At 47.9% G+C, this 14,911-nt stretch carries 15 protein-coding genes; 3 read left to right on the top strand and 12 right to left on the bottom strand.

Features of this window, described 5'->3' with window-relative positions:
- Positions 1-237: 237 nt before the first annotated feature.
- Complete coding sequence (locus ASG89_RS06620) at positions 238-1,194, top strand: sigma-70 family RNA polymerase sigma factor (protein WP_057309814.1); 957 nt, start codon at positions 238-240, stop codon at positions 1,192-1,194.
- Between the two features lie 140 nt (positions 1,195-1,334).
- Here ASG89_RS06620 and ASG89_RS06615 read toward each other — a convergent pair whose 3' ends face one another.
- Positions 1,335-1,751 (bottom strand): VOC family protein, encoded by a 417-nt coding sequence (locus ASG89_RS06615; RefSeq protein WP_057309813.1) that lies wholly within the window; start codon positions 1,749-1,751, stop codon positions 1,335-1,337.
- A gap of 276 nt (positions 1,752-2,027) precedes the next feature.
- Here ASG89_RS06615 and ASG89_RS06610 point away from each other — a divergent pair, with 276 nt between their 5' ends.
- Together ASG89_RS06610 and ASG89_RS06605 are read left to right on the top strand one after the other, a co-directional pair.
- Positions 2,028-2,969, top strand: a complete 942-nt coding sequence (locus ASG89_RS06610; RefSeq protein ID WP_057309812.1) for an aldo/keto reductase family protein — start codon at positions 2,028-2,030, stop codon at positions 2,967-2,969.
- Between the two features lie 378 nt (positions 2,970-3,347).
- A complete protein-coding gene (locus ASG89_RS06605) occupies positions 3,348-3,596 on the top strand; it encodes a hypothetical protein (protein ID WP_057309811.1) in 249 nt (82 codons plus the stop codon).
- A gap of 11 nt (positions 3,597-3,607) precedes the next feature.
- Here ASG89_RS06605 and ASG89_RS06600 read toward each other — a convergent pair whose 3' ends face one another.
- The 11 genes from ASG89_RS06600 to ASG89_RS06550 form a co-directional block, all read right to left on the bottom strand.
- Positions 3,608-3,904, bottom strand: a complete 297-nt coding sequence (locus ASG89_RS06600; RefSeq protein WP_057309810.1) for a DUF6509 family protein — start codon at positions 3,902-3,904, stop codon at positions 3,608-3,610.
- A gap of 123 nt (positions 3,905-4,027) precedes the next feature.
- On the bottom strand, positions 4,028-4,501 hold the full coding sequence (locus tag ASG89_RS06595; protein ID WP_057309809.1) for a DinB family protein: 474 nt from the start codon (positions 4,499-4,501) through the stop codon (positions 4,028-4,030).
- A gap of 3 nt (positions 4,502-4,504) precedes the next feature.
- Positions 4,505-5,674, bottom strand: coding sequence for a CaiB/BaiF CoA transferase family protein (locus tag ASG89_RS06590; RefSeq protein ID WP_057309808.1), 1,170 nt, complete (start codon positions 5,672-5,674; stop codon positions 4,505-4,507).
- 48 nt (positions 5,675-5,722) lie between these two features.
- A complete protein-coding gene (locus ASG89_RS06585) occupies positions 5,723-6,310 on the bottom strand; it encodes a cysteine dioxygenase family protein (RefSeq protein ID WP_057309807.1) in 588 nt (195 codons plus the stop codon).
- 14 nt (positions 6,311-6,324) lie between these two features.
- A complete protein-coding gene (locus ASG89_RS06580) occupies positions 6,325-7,110 on the bottom strand; it encodes a CoA-transferase (RefSeq protein ID WP_057309806.1) in 786 nt (261 codons plus the stop codon).
- A gap of 15 nt (positions 7,111-7,125) precedes the next feature.
- Positions 7,126-7,935 carry a CoA transferase subunit A gene (locus ASG89_RS06575; protein ID WP_057309805.1) on the bottom strand — a complete coding sequence of 270 codons (810 nt, stop codon included), beginning with the start codon at positions 7,933-7,935 and terminating at the stop codon, positions 7,126-7,128.
- A gap of 66 nt (positions 7,936-8,001) precedes the next feature.
- A complete protein-coding gene (locus ASG89_RS06570; protein WP_057309804.1) occupies positions 8,002-10,038 on the bottom strand; it encodes an ABC transporter ATP-binding protein in 2,037 nt (678 codons plus the stop codon).
- A 3-nt stretch (positions 10,039-10,041) separates the two neighbouring features.
- Positions 10,042-10,938: an ABC transporter permease gene (locus ASG89_RS06565; protein ID WP_057309803.1), complete on the bottom strand. Its 897-nt coding sequence runs from the start codon at positions 10,936-10,938 to the stop codon at positions 10,042-10,044.
- A gap of 21 nt (positions 10,939-10,959) precedes the next feature.
- Entirely contained in the window at positions 10,960-11,883 is a 924-nt protein-coding gene (locus tag ASG89_RS06560; RefSeq protein WP_057309802.1) for an ABC transporter permease, read from the bottom strand.
- A gap of 21 nt (positions 11,884-11,904) precedes the next feature.
- Positions 11,905-13,548 (bottom strand): ABC transporter substrate-binding protein, encoded by a 1,644-nt coding sequence (locus tag ASG89_RS06555; RefSeq protein WP_057309801.1) that lies wholly within the window; start codon positions 13,546-13,548, stop codon positions 11,905-11,907.
- Between the two features lie 20 nt (positions 13,549-13,568).
- A complete protein-coding gene (locus ASG89_RS06550; protein WP_057309800.1) occupies positions 13,569-14,900 on the bottom strand; it encodes an LLM class flavin-dependent oxidoreductase in 1,332 nt (443 codons plus the stop codon).
- Positions 14,901-14,911: the final 11 nt, after the last annotated feature.

Raw genomic sequence — 14,911 nt, 5'->3', positions numbered from 1 at the left:
CTAAGTAGTAGTCACACCTCCTGCTCAAGGGCAGGATAGCTCCAGTATTCAGGTCCTGGCGTGAGGTATTGCGAATTATTTCTAAGTTAATTTATTGGTTATTGAATTATTAGTACGATCGTGCTAATTTTTATCCATGAGTACTAAATCCTGCCTATTTATTAGGATTGAGGCTGTCCGCTTCATTGCATATAATGAAGGTACCACCCTTCGGGGAGATTGTTAAGGGAGGCCGCGATGAACGAGACCGCATTTGACGAACCATTATTTGCAAGCTTGAAGCCGGGCTTAACCTCGTTCTGTTACCGAATGCTAGGCTCCATGGACGATGCGGACGATGCCGTTCAGGAGACGAGTATTCGGGTCTGGCAGAGCTGGAGCACGTTCAGACAGGATTCTTCGTTCAAAACTTGGGTCTATCGGATTGCCTCCAACCTGTGCTTGGACAAGCTGAGACAATCCAAACGCCGAGTGCTTCCCGTTGACCTGTTCGACCCGGCCGTCGCCATCGTAGAGCCGCGCGACACGCTGCCGGACTCTGCCTGGATCTGGCCGTCTCCCGACTTTGGGGGCAATCCGGAGGATCGGCTCGTCCGCAGAGATACCCTTCAACTGTGCTTCATCGCTCTCCTGCAGACCTTGCCTCCGCGGCAGCGCGCGGTACTCATTTTGAAGGATGTATTTGAATGGTCCTCCAAGCAGATCGCGGAAACGTTGGCGATGTCGCCGGCAGCGGTGAACAGCGCCTTGCAAAGAGCCCGAGAGACGATGGACCGGGCGCAGCTTCGCTCGGATGAGCTCAGCAGCATGGACGTTCAACCGGAGCAACAGCTGCTGTCCCGGTATGTGGAGGCCTTCGAGCAATTCGATATTGCTGCGCTCGTCGCGTTGTTCCACGAGGAAGGCTGCATGTCGATGCCGCCCTTCGAGATGTGGATCCGCGGCAAGGAAGATTTGTCCGCCTTCTATTCGCTTACTCGCTGGCATTGCGAAGGTTCGCGATTTGTGCCCATTACGGTGAATGGCGGTTATCCGGCGTTGGCCCAGTATATGCCGGACAAAGAGGGCTCTGGCCTGATACCCTGGGGCATCCACGTCATCGAAACCAAAGAAAATCAAATCCTGCACGTTCAAAACTTCATTCATACGCCATTATTTTCGCGATTTGGGCTGCCTGAGCGAATTGACCAATGAATTTCAAGCAGGCTGGCAAGCGATCATGGACAATTTCAAAGCCTATACCGAACAAAACTAATCATCGCGAAGAAGACGCCGGGGAAGATGCCCGGCGTCTTTCTTTTTGAACCCTAGTACGAGCGTGCTCTCCGTTAGCCTTAACCTTGTGCCGCATCCATGTTCATGTAGTTAATGGCCCACAGATGGCCGTCCAAGTCCACGAAGCCCCAATGATACATGAACCCATGATCTTCAGGTTCAGCGTGCAATTTCCCGCCCAAGGAGACCGCGGTATTCACGATTTCATCGACCTTTTCCCGGCTCTCGAAGGCCAATGCGATCGTCATCTGCGCATACTTTCTCGTATCGACGGATTCCTTCTCCGTGAGCGTATTAAAGAATGCTTGATTGATCAGCATGACCTGCAGATTGTCGCCGATCACGATGGCTACCGAATTCTCGTTATCTGGGAATTGCGGGTTGAGCTCGAATCCGAGTCCGGTGAAGAACGCTTTCGATTGTTCTACGTTTTTTACAGGCAGGTTGAAGCTCGTGAATGCGGACGTTAATGCCATTTTCAAAACACCTCTTCGTCAAATTAGTTTGTGTTCATTTATGCCTTCATTTATATAGACGACAGCCGATCCGGGAATTCATCGGTCTCATGGATTCGGAAGCGTAAATATCACTAACGAACTTTATTTTCCTGAATCATTAAGTTGTAAAGTATCGCACCTGGAGGTAAGTAACTCACTTGCATTTCAGTTCTTATGTCTTCTTGCTCCATGCTTTATAATAGACAAGTACAGACTATCCCGTACAAATTCATGTTTGGGCAGGAGGCAATTCAGATGCAATATCGTAAACTCGGTAATAGCGGTCTCAAAGTTAGTGAAATCAGCCTGGGCAGTTGGCTTACCTATGGCGGATATGTAGGGGAAGACCCTGCTGTGCGTTCCATCGAGCAAGCTTATGATCTAGGAGTTAACTTTTTCGATACAGCCAATGTATATGAACGCGGTGAAGCCGAGCAGGTTATGGGTAAAGTTCTAGCCGCATATCCTCGGGAATCCTACGTTCTAGCGACGAAAGTTTTTGGTAAAATGGGCGAAGGTCCTAACGATCGCGGACTCTCCCGCAAGCATATTAAAGAGCAAGCAGAAGCTAGTCTACGTCGACTGAATGCGGATTATATTGATCTCTACTACTGTCATAGATTTGATACTGAAACACCGCTGGAAGAAACGTTGCGCGCACTTGATGACTTGGTAACGCAAGGAAAGGTGCTTTACATTGGCGTTAGCGAATGGACTCCAGCTCAAATTGTGGAGGCTTATGCGCTTGCCGATAAGCTTCTACTCGATAAGCTAATCGTGAATCAGCCCGTGTACAATATGTTTAATCGTTATATTGAAAAAGATATCATTCCACTCGGCGAAACGAAGGGCTTTGGTCAAGTCGTATTTTCTCCTCTAGCACAAGGGCTCCTCACTGGCAAATACCGTGCAGGGCAGCCAATCGCCGCCGATAGTCGGGCCAGCAGCAAAAACTGGGATGAAAAGCAGCTGAACGAAGCTTCTTTACAGAAAGTAGCTCAACTATCCAGTATCGCGGATGAACTAGGCATTAAAGTATCCCAGTTGGCGATCGCTTGGATCCTGCGTCAAAACAACGTATCCAGCGCACTTGTTGGTGCGAGCCGACCGGAGCAGGTTATTGAGAATTGCGGCGCAAGCGGCATTCAATTGACAGATGATGTGCTGAGCAGCATTGAGACTATTCTGCAAGGGTAAGTGAAGCTATAGCTACTTTTGAATTTTGCGTGTTGCGTGAAATGAGAAACCTGCCATTGTGCAGGTTTTTTTCGTGTGTTTGGGTTGGTGGGGTTGGTTTTCGCAAGAGAATATGAAATAACTGGAAAATATACAGCTATTACTGGAAAATAACATCTCTAAATTGATTTAAATGGAAAATATGTAGTTAATTTCACCAAATATGCTCAAATCGATAAAAACTCCTAAAATTAAATGCAGAAAATCCATCTAATCAGAAAACGATGGCAAATTCAACAGAATTAGCTGTAGAAAATACAGCTATTCATTTAGAGCACTCAACTAGTTAAAATCTGACACTTTCAATTCCCGCGAAGCAGTTAGTAGTCGGGGTGTGGGATGCGATTTGTGGTTTGTGGTTTGTGGTTTGTGGTTTGTGGTTTCAGTGTACAGTTTCCGGGTTTCGGGTTTCGGGCTGTGGTTGTGTTTGTGTGTTGTGGGTTGCTCTTTGCTATTTGCGATCGATGGTTGCCTGCTAAGGTTGATATTGATGCTGTTGCTGTTGCTGTTGCTGTTGCTGTTGCTGTTGCTGTTGCTGTTACTCTTGGTGGTGAGCGATACGCAGTGGACAAAAAAAAGAAGAGCTAACTTCGCTCCCCTTATTCATTACCTTCCAAATAATGCTCTTTACAGAACGCTTCCACTACTGCGACTTCATCGTCCTCTAGGTCGAAATCCAGATAAAGCTCGGTCGTTTTTTCGTACAACTCGTACTTCATAAGTGCTGATGTTTCTTCGGTCACATTGTAGATTACTCGGATATATAGGCCGCTCTCGGAATATAACTCATCATCTTCCTCGACTTCGATATCGATGATAAATTCATAGCGTTGCCCTGTCAAAATCCCAAAAGGATCTCTAACCAATTCTACGGTGTAAGTTGTAATCGTAAACATAGTACCGCCCCTTTCTCTTCTGCACCTGTTAGTATAACCGAAATGCGGGCAAAAGAAAAAAGGCACCTCCAGATTGCTCCAGAAAATACCCCTTTTGGTATGCAACAAGAAATGAAACTGCCTTTACTTCACGCCTAAAGCGTCCAAATTACGCCCAATTTGCAGCAAGTGTGTCTCTACATGGCGAATAAAGCCTTGAAACAAATCGGCGATGGAGATTTCTTTGCCGTTATTATTCCCCTTACGTTCCCACTGCTCCTCCGTCAATCGTCCATAGAACAGCGCATTATAGGCAAGTATGGCATCGAACGCAAGTAGAATGTCATTCAGCTCTGTCTGGTTCGCTCGCGAGTCAGCAACCCATGCATCCTGATCATATAGGAGAAATTCTTTGCCATTTTCTGCAACAATTTTACGGATACGGATAGCATGCACGAAGCTAGCATCCACGAGATGTGCTACGACTTCTTTAATGCTCCACTTCTCGGGCGCAGGTTTCCATTCCAACTGTTCACGTGAAAGCTGGCTTATGCGTTGTTTAATTAAGTCCGAAGTTGCAAGGTAACTATCAATATGAAGCCTTGTTGTCTCACTCACGATCTAAACACCCCATTCTCGAAAAATTTCTTCTGTGTGCTCACCCTTAAGCGGCGGTTTACGATAAATCTGAAACTCATAGTCCGTTAGCTTAACGGGATAGCCTACGGTTGTAGTTTGTGTATGATTAGGGAGCGCTAGCTCGTAAATCAAGCCACTTTCCTTCACCGCAGGATCATGCAAAATGTCTTCAAACGTATTGATCGGCGCACAGGGGACACCTCGTCTATCAAAAATGTCGAGCCATTCTGCAGCGGTTCTCAGGTTGAATGCTTCCTGCAGCAGTTGTGCTAGCTCTTTCTGATGCTTCGCGCGTAGCGTCTGATTCTGAAACCGCGGATCGTCCGCTAGCGCCGGCAGTTCCACAGCATCCACCACCTCACGCCACAGCTTCTCGTTGCCAGCTGCAATTACGAATGGCTTATCACTGCCGTGATAACCTTGATACGGTGCATTGCGTGGATGTGCGCTGCCCAAACGCTTCGGTGCCACACCATTGCCATAATACTCGCTCGTCTGCAAAGCGGATATTCCAAGCACACTAGCTAACATGGAGCAATCAATGTAACTGCCTTTCCCGCTTCGAGATGCTTGATGAATCGCCGCAACGACCGTATAAGCACCGTAGAGCCCTGCCACGAAATCAGCCACAGGAACTCCGCATTTGACAGGCGCTCCGTCCTCTTCACCCGTCACACTCATCAATCCGCTAATGGCTTGAATGGTCACGTCGAAGGCGCCTTTTTGTGCGTAAGCACCCGTTTGCCCGTAGCCAGAAATGGAACAATACACGAGCTTCGGGTTCTCTCCAACTAATTGCTCATAGTTAAGGCCGAATTTCGCTAATACGCCTGGCCGATAATTTTCCACAATGACATCAGCTTGTACACATAACTCACGCAATCGTTCAAGGTCCGCAGGCGCTTTAAAATCAATCGCTATGCTACGTTTATTCCGATTTAACGAACTGAAATTGGAACTATAGCCCTCTCCTTCTCCGTTCGTGATAAATGGCGGCCATTCTCGCATACTGTCCCCCACGTCTGGCCGTTCTACCTTGATGACATCCGCGCCCAGATCAGCAAACAACATTCCTGCAAAGGGACCTGCCGCAATTTGTCCAAATTCAATGACTTTGATGCCTGCAAGAGGGCCGTGATTGTTCTTGCTCATATGTGCTCCGCTCCTCTTTATGAAGTAATTAGTTTTATTACCCTGTCATTAGTTAAAAATAGGACTAATATTATCATGCTTTGTAATAACATCACGAGCGTTCCCAGTGGCCACGTCATGGATATGCCTAGGCTGTTTCCCAATATCCGTCCCATAAATATGGATCGTAATGGCGACCTCATCAAATGGATTCGCAACACCATGAATGTCATAATCCGGTGGATATACAAAAGAGATATCACCTTGCGAAGCTGTGACCTCCGATACCTCGCGAATCGTATAGCGTGGCTCTGCAAATTCACCGTGATCTTCACGACGATAGCGTCTCTCAACGACTGAACCGCGGTATACACCAACTAGACCCCATACCAGATGATCGTGCACAGGCGCAACTTGCCCCGCTCCCCAGACGAATGCGATGACGGCGAAGGACTCGCTCTCCGGCCTATACAGCAAATACTGCGCATATTTATTCGGCAGCGGCACTTGCAACTCCGCAGGAAGCAATTCATCACTCGTCAGCAATTGCCGCAAATGCGGCCGCACGTGATCAATAATGGTACGATAGTCCTGATGACTAGCCAGTATTTCTGAAATATCCACTTCCAACTGATGAAAGGGTTTATTTTCGCTCATATCCATCCCTCTTTCTATGATTGAACTGCTGCACGTTTCATATAAGCACCAAAATGCTGCTTCGCAAACAACGGATAAATGCGCCGTAATTCATGGCTTACCTCATAACGAAGTGTTGCTAACTCGATAGGTGAAGGGGCTTCGAGGCTTGGAATCGATGTGTAATCATCGTTGTTCAAACCTAGATCAAAACCCGTTCTCTCCTGTACCTCTGTTGACTTCACACCTGGAACGGTAGCAGCTAGCCTTAATTTACGCTCTGGCCCGTTCGGTTTCATTACACCTAGGGGTGTAAACACGCCAACTAATCCGTTTTGATGATAGATGCCTTTCCCCGAAGAAGGTATCGATGTAACGAAATCGAGTGTTTCAGGGAATCCTTTGAATCCATGATCTGTTTTCCATAGGAAGATGCGTTTGCATGTAAAATAAACAACCCCTGAGCCAGCTCCCCCAGGGAGTCTCACCTTGGGCTTTCCATAGTCACCGATCGTATGCAGATTGATGCGCCCATAGCTGTCGATTTGAGCACCACTTAGAAAGAACACATCCATTTCGCCACGCTGCATGAGATCAAAGAACTCTTTCGTTCCTTGAAAAGGCCAATCACACTGCCCGAGAATGTAAACGGAGGCTTGCTTCGCATGCCTCGCTTTGGCAAGCAATGCAGCCGCAGCAGGGATAGGTGAGTTATTTCCGACTCCGATAACCTCGTGATTGCGCAGCTCTCTTGCCAAGTAACAAATCATCGCTTCCTCCATGGAATACGAAGACAACCTAGCCTGCTCCATACGACTCATACGATACCTCCTCCACTACGAGTTCATTAAGCTCTTTACATACACTTCGAATGAAGCATCCGATCTAGAAGCTTCCATATAAATGGAAATCGCCTGGTCATCTACCTCATAGTAACCTGGACAAGCCGTTGGTATAGCACCTCCACGTGCATGAATGACACCGCTGAGAAACAACGATGGGATGAACGCTACACCATGGTTAGCTTCACGGAGTAGCTCCTCAGGTGAAACGATCTCCTCCACCGTAGCGAACGCCTTCACTGAAGCTTGCGCAAGCAGCCGATTGTTCTGCGCTGGATGAGCAATAACATTGCCAAGCGTATCTGCCTTATACCCGTGAAAAATCGCTACGTCCGGCCGAATCGCTGGCACGATGGCGATTCGCTCCTCCGCATTGTATGGATTCTTGATCTCATGAAAATCCGGTCTAATTTGCATATAATCCGTCCCGAGCAGCCCTCGTACTGGCGTGAAGGGGATACCTGAAGCACCAGCCCCAATTGCTGCAGTCAGCGTCGGACAAGCATGCTCTAATCCGACAATCGCGCCTTGCTCGAATTTGCGCCGGAAGTTCAGTCCAAATCCATACTCCCCCATCGAAATCTGTGAGAATTCAACGGTCGAGACCACGCCAGCTCCGATCAGGAGATCCGCATTCACTGCCGCAGCCCCGGCACAAACTAGATATATCTCACGCCTATTAGCGCGGATGATTTCACGAATGAGGGCCATCGGAGACATCTCCATATTGCCGCTAACGGCAAGCTTCGTACCATCCGGAATCTGTGCGACCGCTTCTTCGATGGATATTAACTTGGATGGCACATACCTCACTCCTTCTAGTCCACTTTTGATCACGAAGTAGTTCTTATTTCAAATAAACTTCCAACCCTACAAGGGATAATGACAAGCCGCATAATGACCAGGCGCAATCGGTGCTAATTCAGGAACAACTTCTCGGCACAGTGCTGTCGCCGCTGGGCAGCGCGTATGAAAGCGGCAGCCCGTTGGCGGCCTCGCAGGAGATGGCATTTCGCCTTCCAATGGCACGAAGCTGCGCTTTCGTTTGGGATCTGGCACGGGAATGGCAGACAGAAGCGCCTTCGTGTAGTGATGCGCAGGATGCCTAAACAACTCATCTGTTGGTGCAATTTCAACTAGCTTCCCTAAGTACATGACACCAATACGATCCGAAATGTAGCGAACAATATTAAGGCCATGCGCAATAAATAAATAAGTCAAATTCATGCGTTGCTGAATATCTTGCATCAGATTGACGATCTGAGACTGGACAGAAACATCTAGAGCAGAAACGGCTTCATCAGCTAAAATAAATTTCGGATTCAGCGCAATAGCGCGTGCAATCCCGATTCGTTGGCGCTGCCCGCCTGAGAATTCATGCGGCAACCGATCGTACCAGGACGGATTCAATCCCACGAGCTCCATAACGGACTCTACTTTGGCTCTTTTGGCGGCTCCGCGTAATGACTCGTGTACCCAGAACGGTTCACCAATGATGTCTCCTACTTTCCAGCGAGGATTAATGGAGCCATAGGGATCTTGAAACACAATTTGCATGTCCCGCCGAGTTTCCTTCCACCCCTGCGAGCCTGATTGAATGAGATCTCTGCCCTCAAAATGAATACTGCCCGCCGTCGCTTTCTCCAGCTGAAGAAGTACTCGGCCTAGCGTGGATTTGCCGCATCCGGATTCTCCAACAAGTCCGAAGGTTTCCCCTTTGCGAATGTCAAAGGACACATCATCAACCGCTTTAATCGAAGCGCGCCCTCGCCCAAACCATCCTTGACGAATCGGAAAATATTTCTTCACATTCTTCACTTGAAGCAATGGCTGTTCCGAGTGCAGTGCCCCTGCATCGTCTCGAAGCCCCTCACTACCAAGTAGCTCGACAGGAGCGGTCGTACCCGTATCCCCGAAAAATTCGGCTGCCAAATGATCAATTCGCTCCGCATTCCAACACGCAACCTCACGTCCGTGAAGCTCCTGCAGAGGTGGATCTTCACTTAAACAGCGATCCGTTGCGTAGGGGCAACGGGGGTGGAAACGGCAGCCGGTCGGCAAATTAGACAAGCTGGGAATCGTACCTTTGATCGTATACAGCTTCAAGCCACGAACATTATCCAGTGTGACAATGGAATGAAGAAGCCCTTGTGTATAGGGATGGGCTGGATTTTCGAACAATTGATGCACGGGCGATTGCTCAACAACCTTCCCCGCATACATGACCACGACGCGGTCGGCCATTTCAGCTGCAATACCGAGATCATGAGTAATCAATAGAATCGACATCTGGAATTCATCTTTGAGCTCACGCAGTAAACTCAAGATTTGCGCTTGAATCGTTACATCCAACGCTGTCGTAGGTTCATCAGCAATGAGCAACTCAGGTCCGCAAGCTAGCGCCATGGCGATCATCACCCTTTGGCGCATGCCTCCTGACAGCTCATACGGATATTGCCCCATCCGAATTTCTGGTTCTGGAATACCTACTCTGCGCAGTAGGGATATCGCTTTTTCTTTGGCCCCCAGCTTCGAAATCCGCTCATGACGGACAATGACTTCGATGATTTGGCTGCCAATGGTGAAGATCGGATCCAGCGCAGTCATCGGCTCTTGGAAAATCATTGCGATTTTCTTCCCACGGAGATCGCTGATTTCCTTCTGTGACAGCCCTACTAAACTTTGCCCATCGAGCTTAATATCCCCATGTGAAATATAGCCGCCATCATAGTTAATCAGATGCATAATCGACAAAGAGGTAATCGTCTTTCCACTCCCTGACTCCCCGACCAAGCACACAATTTCGCCTGTTCCAATGTGTAAACTAATTTTATTTATTGCATTCAGTGAACCGCTGGCTGTTTGAAAATCAACCGACAAATCATCTATTTCAAGTAATGGTTTCATCTGCTATGCCCTCGATTTCTTTGGATCCATGCGATCACGAATTTCGTCACCAATGAGATTAACCACAATCACCAGCAAGGTGATAGCCAGACCTGGGAACGTAGCGACCCACCAAGCAACCGTCATATAGCTGCGTCCTTGAGATAGCATATATCCCCAATCTGGAATTTCCTTTACCACGCCAAGCCCAAGGAAGCTTAAACCAGTACCTACTAGAATGGAGCTCCCGACACCGATTGTCATCATCACGAGCAAGGGAGAGAAGCAATTCGGCAGAATATGACGCAGCATGATTTCAAGATGTGAAGTCCCCACCGCACGTGCAGCATCAATGAATGGCCGATTGCGAATGGAGATCACTTGGCTGCGAACGACCCTTGCTTTGCCAGGTATCGTAGCCACACTAATGGCCAATATGACGTTGAAGAAACTAGGACCGAGGGCAACCGAGATCGCGATCGCCAACAGAATTCCCGGGATCGTCATCAAAATATCATTGAACCGCATGAATATCGAATCAACAACTCCGCCCCAATACCCTGCAATCAGTCCGAATAGTGTCCCAATACAACCGCCAATCACGACGGACACGACCCCCATGACGAGCGACTGTCTGCTGCCGTAGATAACGAGTGTCCATACATCACGACCGAATTGGTCGGTTCCAAGCGGATGCGATAAACTTGGCGATTTCAAGAGTTGATCCGTTAGCATTTCCGTTGGCGAGTAAGGAGCAATCCAGGAGGGAACGATGGCACACAAGATCAGAAAAGCTAAAATAAATAGCGACAGGCTTAGCAGTGCCTTGGATAAGTTAAGCTTTTTCAGCCGAAATCGGAAGCTCAGAAGCTCCTGTCTCTTCCTTAGCAGCCTTTCTGTTGTTACCGTGTTAAACAGCATGAACGCCAACTCCTTTCATCGTTATCCTGACTTACGGACACGTGGATCCACATAGGAATAGGACACATCCACCATCAAGTTGACCATAATATTAAAAAGTCCTGTAATCAGAATCGCCGCCTGAATCACCGGAATATCTTTCTGATTGATTGCGTCTACCACTAATTTCCCTAACCCTTGCCTGGAAAAGACAGTCTCCGTCACAACAGCTCCCGAGAGCATTTCCCCAACTAACAAACCAAGAATCGTGACCGCAGGCAGCAAAGCATTCCGGAGCACGTGCTTGTAGAGCACAATTTTCTCGGACAGTCCCTTCGCCCGCAGTGTCATTACAAAAGGTTCATGAATAACTTCTAACACACTATTCCGCACCATCCGAGTCAACATCCCAGCACCTGTTACCCCTAAAGCGAACGACGGTAGAATTAGCTGTTTGAAGCTGCCATTCCCAATGGCGGGCAAGAGCTGTAAATGTACCGAAAAGACGAGGATGAGTAGAATGCCGAGCCAAAACTTGGGCATAGAGACACCTAGCAAACTAATGACGCGAACGATATAGTCCAACACCCGATTTTTATACACAGCAGATAACACACCTAGAATGAAACCGACAATGATGGCAAAAATAGTGCTTAATAGAGCTAGAGAAAGTGTTGCGGGCAACTGAGCTAGCAGTCGATCTATGACAGGTTGACTATTAGCGAAGGAATGCCCGAAATCTCCCCGAATACTTTTCCACAAATACACAGCATATTGCTGCCAAAGCGGCTGATCTAAGCCAAATTGCTTTCTTAAATAGTCGATGCGCTCAGGTGAGGCATCCTCACCTGCAATCATCTGGGCCGGATCACCGGGAAGCCAGTGAATGATTAAGAAAACAAGCGTCAACGAACCTAGAATAACTGGAATGGACACGATGAGCCTGTTCAAGATATACTTCACCATCCGTGACTCCCCCTCGTGATCTTATTTTTGAATCCAAGCATCGTAGAATACTGGCCATGCCGGCGAATCGAACGTAATCCCCTTCACTGCTTTTGTGGAAGCAACAGAGTAGTTGAACACATAAGCCGGAATCCCGTATACATTATCAATAATGTATTCTTGTGCGTCTTTATAGATCGTTTTGCGCTTCTCAGGATCTGTCTCCAAGTAGCCCTGCTCCAAAAACTCATCTAATTTAGGATCATTCGTTTTGGCAATATTATTTGCCTTAGATGGGCCTTTGGTTGAATATAGTTGTCTGAGCACATCCGGATCACCTGAGAATTGGCTGCCTGCGATCAGGTCATAATCCCCTTTATTGCGGCGATCTGTGTATGTACCTGAAGGCAAAGAAATGACTTTCAGCTCGATCCCTACTTGTTTCAGCTGTTGGGTGAATATGGCAATCAAATCAAGCCGCTTCTCGCGATTTCCTTGTGTATCAATCACTTCAACGGTGAGTCGTTTACCGTCCTTTGAACGGTAACCATCTGCCCCTTTGATCCAACCCGCTTCTTCCAGCGCTTGATTAGACTTGGCTGCATCTACTTTGTAGGCATTCTCCCTACTCGGTGAATAGGCAAACTGCTGGGGAGAAAGCGGCGACCAGCCTTGCTTCGAGGTGCCTAAGTAAATTGTCTTCACAGCCGAGTCGATATCCAAGGCGGAGCGGAATGCTTGTCGTATTTTCAGATCATTCCAAGGTACCTTCTGAATATTTAAATAGAGTGTATAGTTGGCCTGAAGTAGCTCGGTTTCCTGTACATTAAAATTACGATCCGCCTTCAAAGCTACGAGATTCTGCGGAGGAATAATGTCCGCCACTTGAACTTGTTTGCTTTGCAGAACGCTGACACGCGTGGCTTCTTCTTCGACATATTTCACCGTTAATTTATCTAAGTACGCAGGGCCTTGATGCTTCGCATTAGAAGGACCCCAGTTGTAGTCCGGATTTTTCTCAAGTTCAACTTGTGAGCTAGGCGTGATTTTCTTCAGTTTAAAAGGTCCTGTTCCCACTGGGTTTTGCGGAAAAGCATCACCATACTTCTTCACAGCTGTCGGAGAGACGAAGCCCAAATCGACTTTGGCTGCGTTGCTCAGGAACGGTGCGAAGGTCGTCTTAAAATTCACCTTCACGGTGAATTCATCGATAACTTCCGTCGATTGATACGAGCCAAGCTCGTTCAATGCGATGGACGCTTTGGTCGCTGGATCGATAATCCGATCAAAGTTAAATTTCACAGCTTCCGCATTAAATGGGGTGCCATCATGGAATTTCACATCCTTGCGCAGGTGGAACGTATAACTCTTTTTATCCGAGGATAGCTCCCAAGATGTCGCTAGCCACGGCTTAATTGTGTGATCAGGAAGCTCCACAACTAAGCTGTCATAAATCGAGCGCATGACTCTCGTCGTTGGGGCGAAGCCTGCTTTGTGCGCGTCTAAGCTGTCTGATGTCACCGTACCTGCAAGTGCCCACACAAGCTCACCACCTGGTGTCACTGTTCCCGCTTCTTGAGATGCACCTTCCTTAGCTCCTCCATCCTTCGAGGCTTCCCCACAGCCTGTTAATACCAAAGTAGTAATAAGTAAACCGCCAATAATGGATCCGATCCTCTTTTTCATCTCATTCTCTCCCTCTAAGCTTATGCTTGAGCTAATCTCTGTTTGGTATAGCGGTTTACTGGGATTTCAAGACCTAGATTGCCTCGCAATGTATCACTTTCGTACTCGTCCCGATAAATACCCCGTTCCTGAAGAATCGGAACAACGAGCTCCACGAAATCTTTCAGCACACTCGGTATGCCTGTATGAATGATAAATCCGTCGGCTGCGCCTTCTTCAAACCACTGTTGAACCGTATCTGCGATCCCCTCAGGTGTACCAACGAAGGAGCTTCTTGGCGTTGCAAATCGCAGTGCCGTTTGACGAAGCGTCAAATTCTCTTCTTTGGCAATCCGCTTAATGCGATCTGTTGAACTTCGGTAACTATTGCTGCCAAGATCGCCGAGATCCGGGAAAGGCTCATCCAACGGATACTGTTTGAAATCGTGGTAGGTAAATGGACGACCCAGCTGATCAAGCGCATCTTCAAGCGTCACTAACCCTGCAATGGCCTGATATTTGCTCTCTGCTTCTTCTTCTGTCCGACCAATAATTGGGCTAATGCCTGGGAACACGAGGATCTCCTCGCTCGCCCTGCCATAAGCAGCCGCACGTGTCTTAATATCTTGATAGAAAGCTTTTGCTTCCTTGATCGATTCGTGTCCTGTAAAAATGGCATTCGCACTCTTCGCTGCTAGATTACGGCCATCATCCGAACCGCCTGCTTGGAAAATAACCGGCTGACCTTGCTGTGAACGGGCAATATTCAATGGCCCCTGCACGGAGAAATGCTTGCCTTTATGATTCAACGCATGCAGCTTGCTCGGATCGAAGAACTGACCAGTTGATTGATCTCGCGTGAATGCATCATCTTCCCAAGAATCCCATAGACCGCGTACAACCTCCAAATGCTCCTCCGCGATCCGATAGCGCTCATCATGGGCATAATGCTCATCCCTGCTGTAATTGCGAGCAGCACCTTCAAGCCCCGTTGTCACGACGTTCCATCCTGCACGCCCGCTACTGATATGGTCCAGCGAAGCAAACTGCCTTGCCACAGTAAATGGTTGCGTGAAAGACGCAGTTAGCGTCCCCACCAGACCGATCTTCGATGTAACAGCTCCGAGTGCCGATAGGACCGTTAATGGCTCCAGCCTGTTTAAATAATGCGGCGCTGATTTTTCCGTAATATACGTGCTATCTACGATAAAAACAAAATCAAACTTGCCTTCCTCAGCTTGTAAAGCCTGCCCGGCATAATAATCAAAATCGACACTGGCATCCCCCGATATTTCTGGATTTCGCCATGTATATTTGGAAGTACCCACACCTGTGATGGTGGCTCCGAGTTTAAGTTTTCTTTGGTTGGACATGTATTTCTCCT

This window comes from Paenibacillus sp. Soil766, assembly GCF_001428105.1.
Classification (GTDB): domain Bacteria; phylum Bacillota; class Bacilli; order Paenibacillales; family NBRC-103111; genus Paenibacillus_E.
Note: the sequence above shows the minus strand (reverse complement) of the source record. Positions and strands in the feature narration are given on the sequence as shown.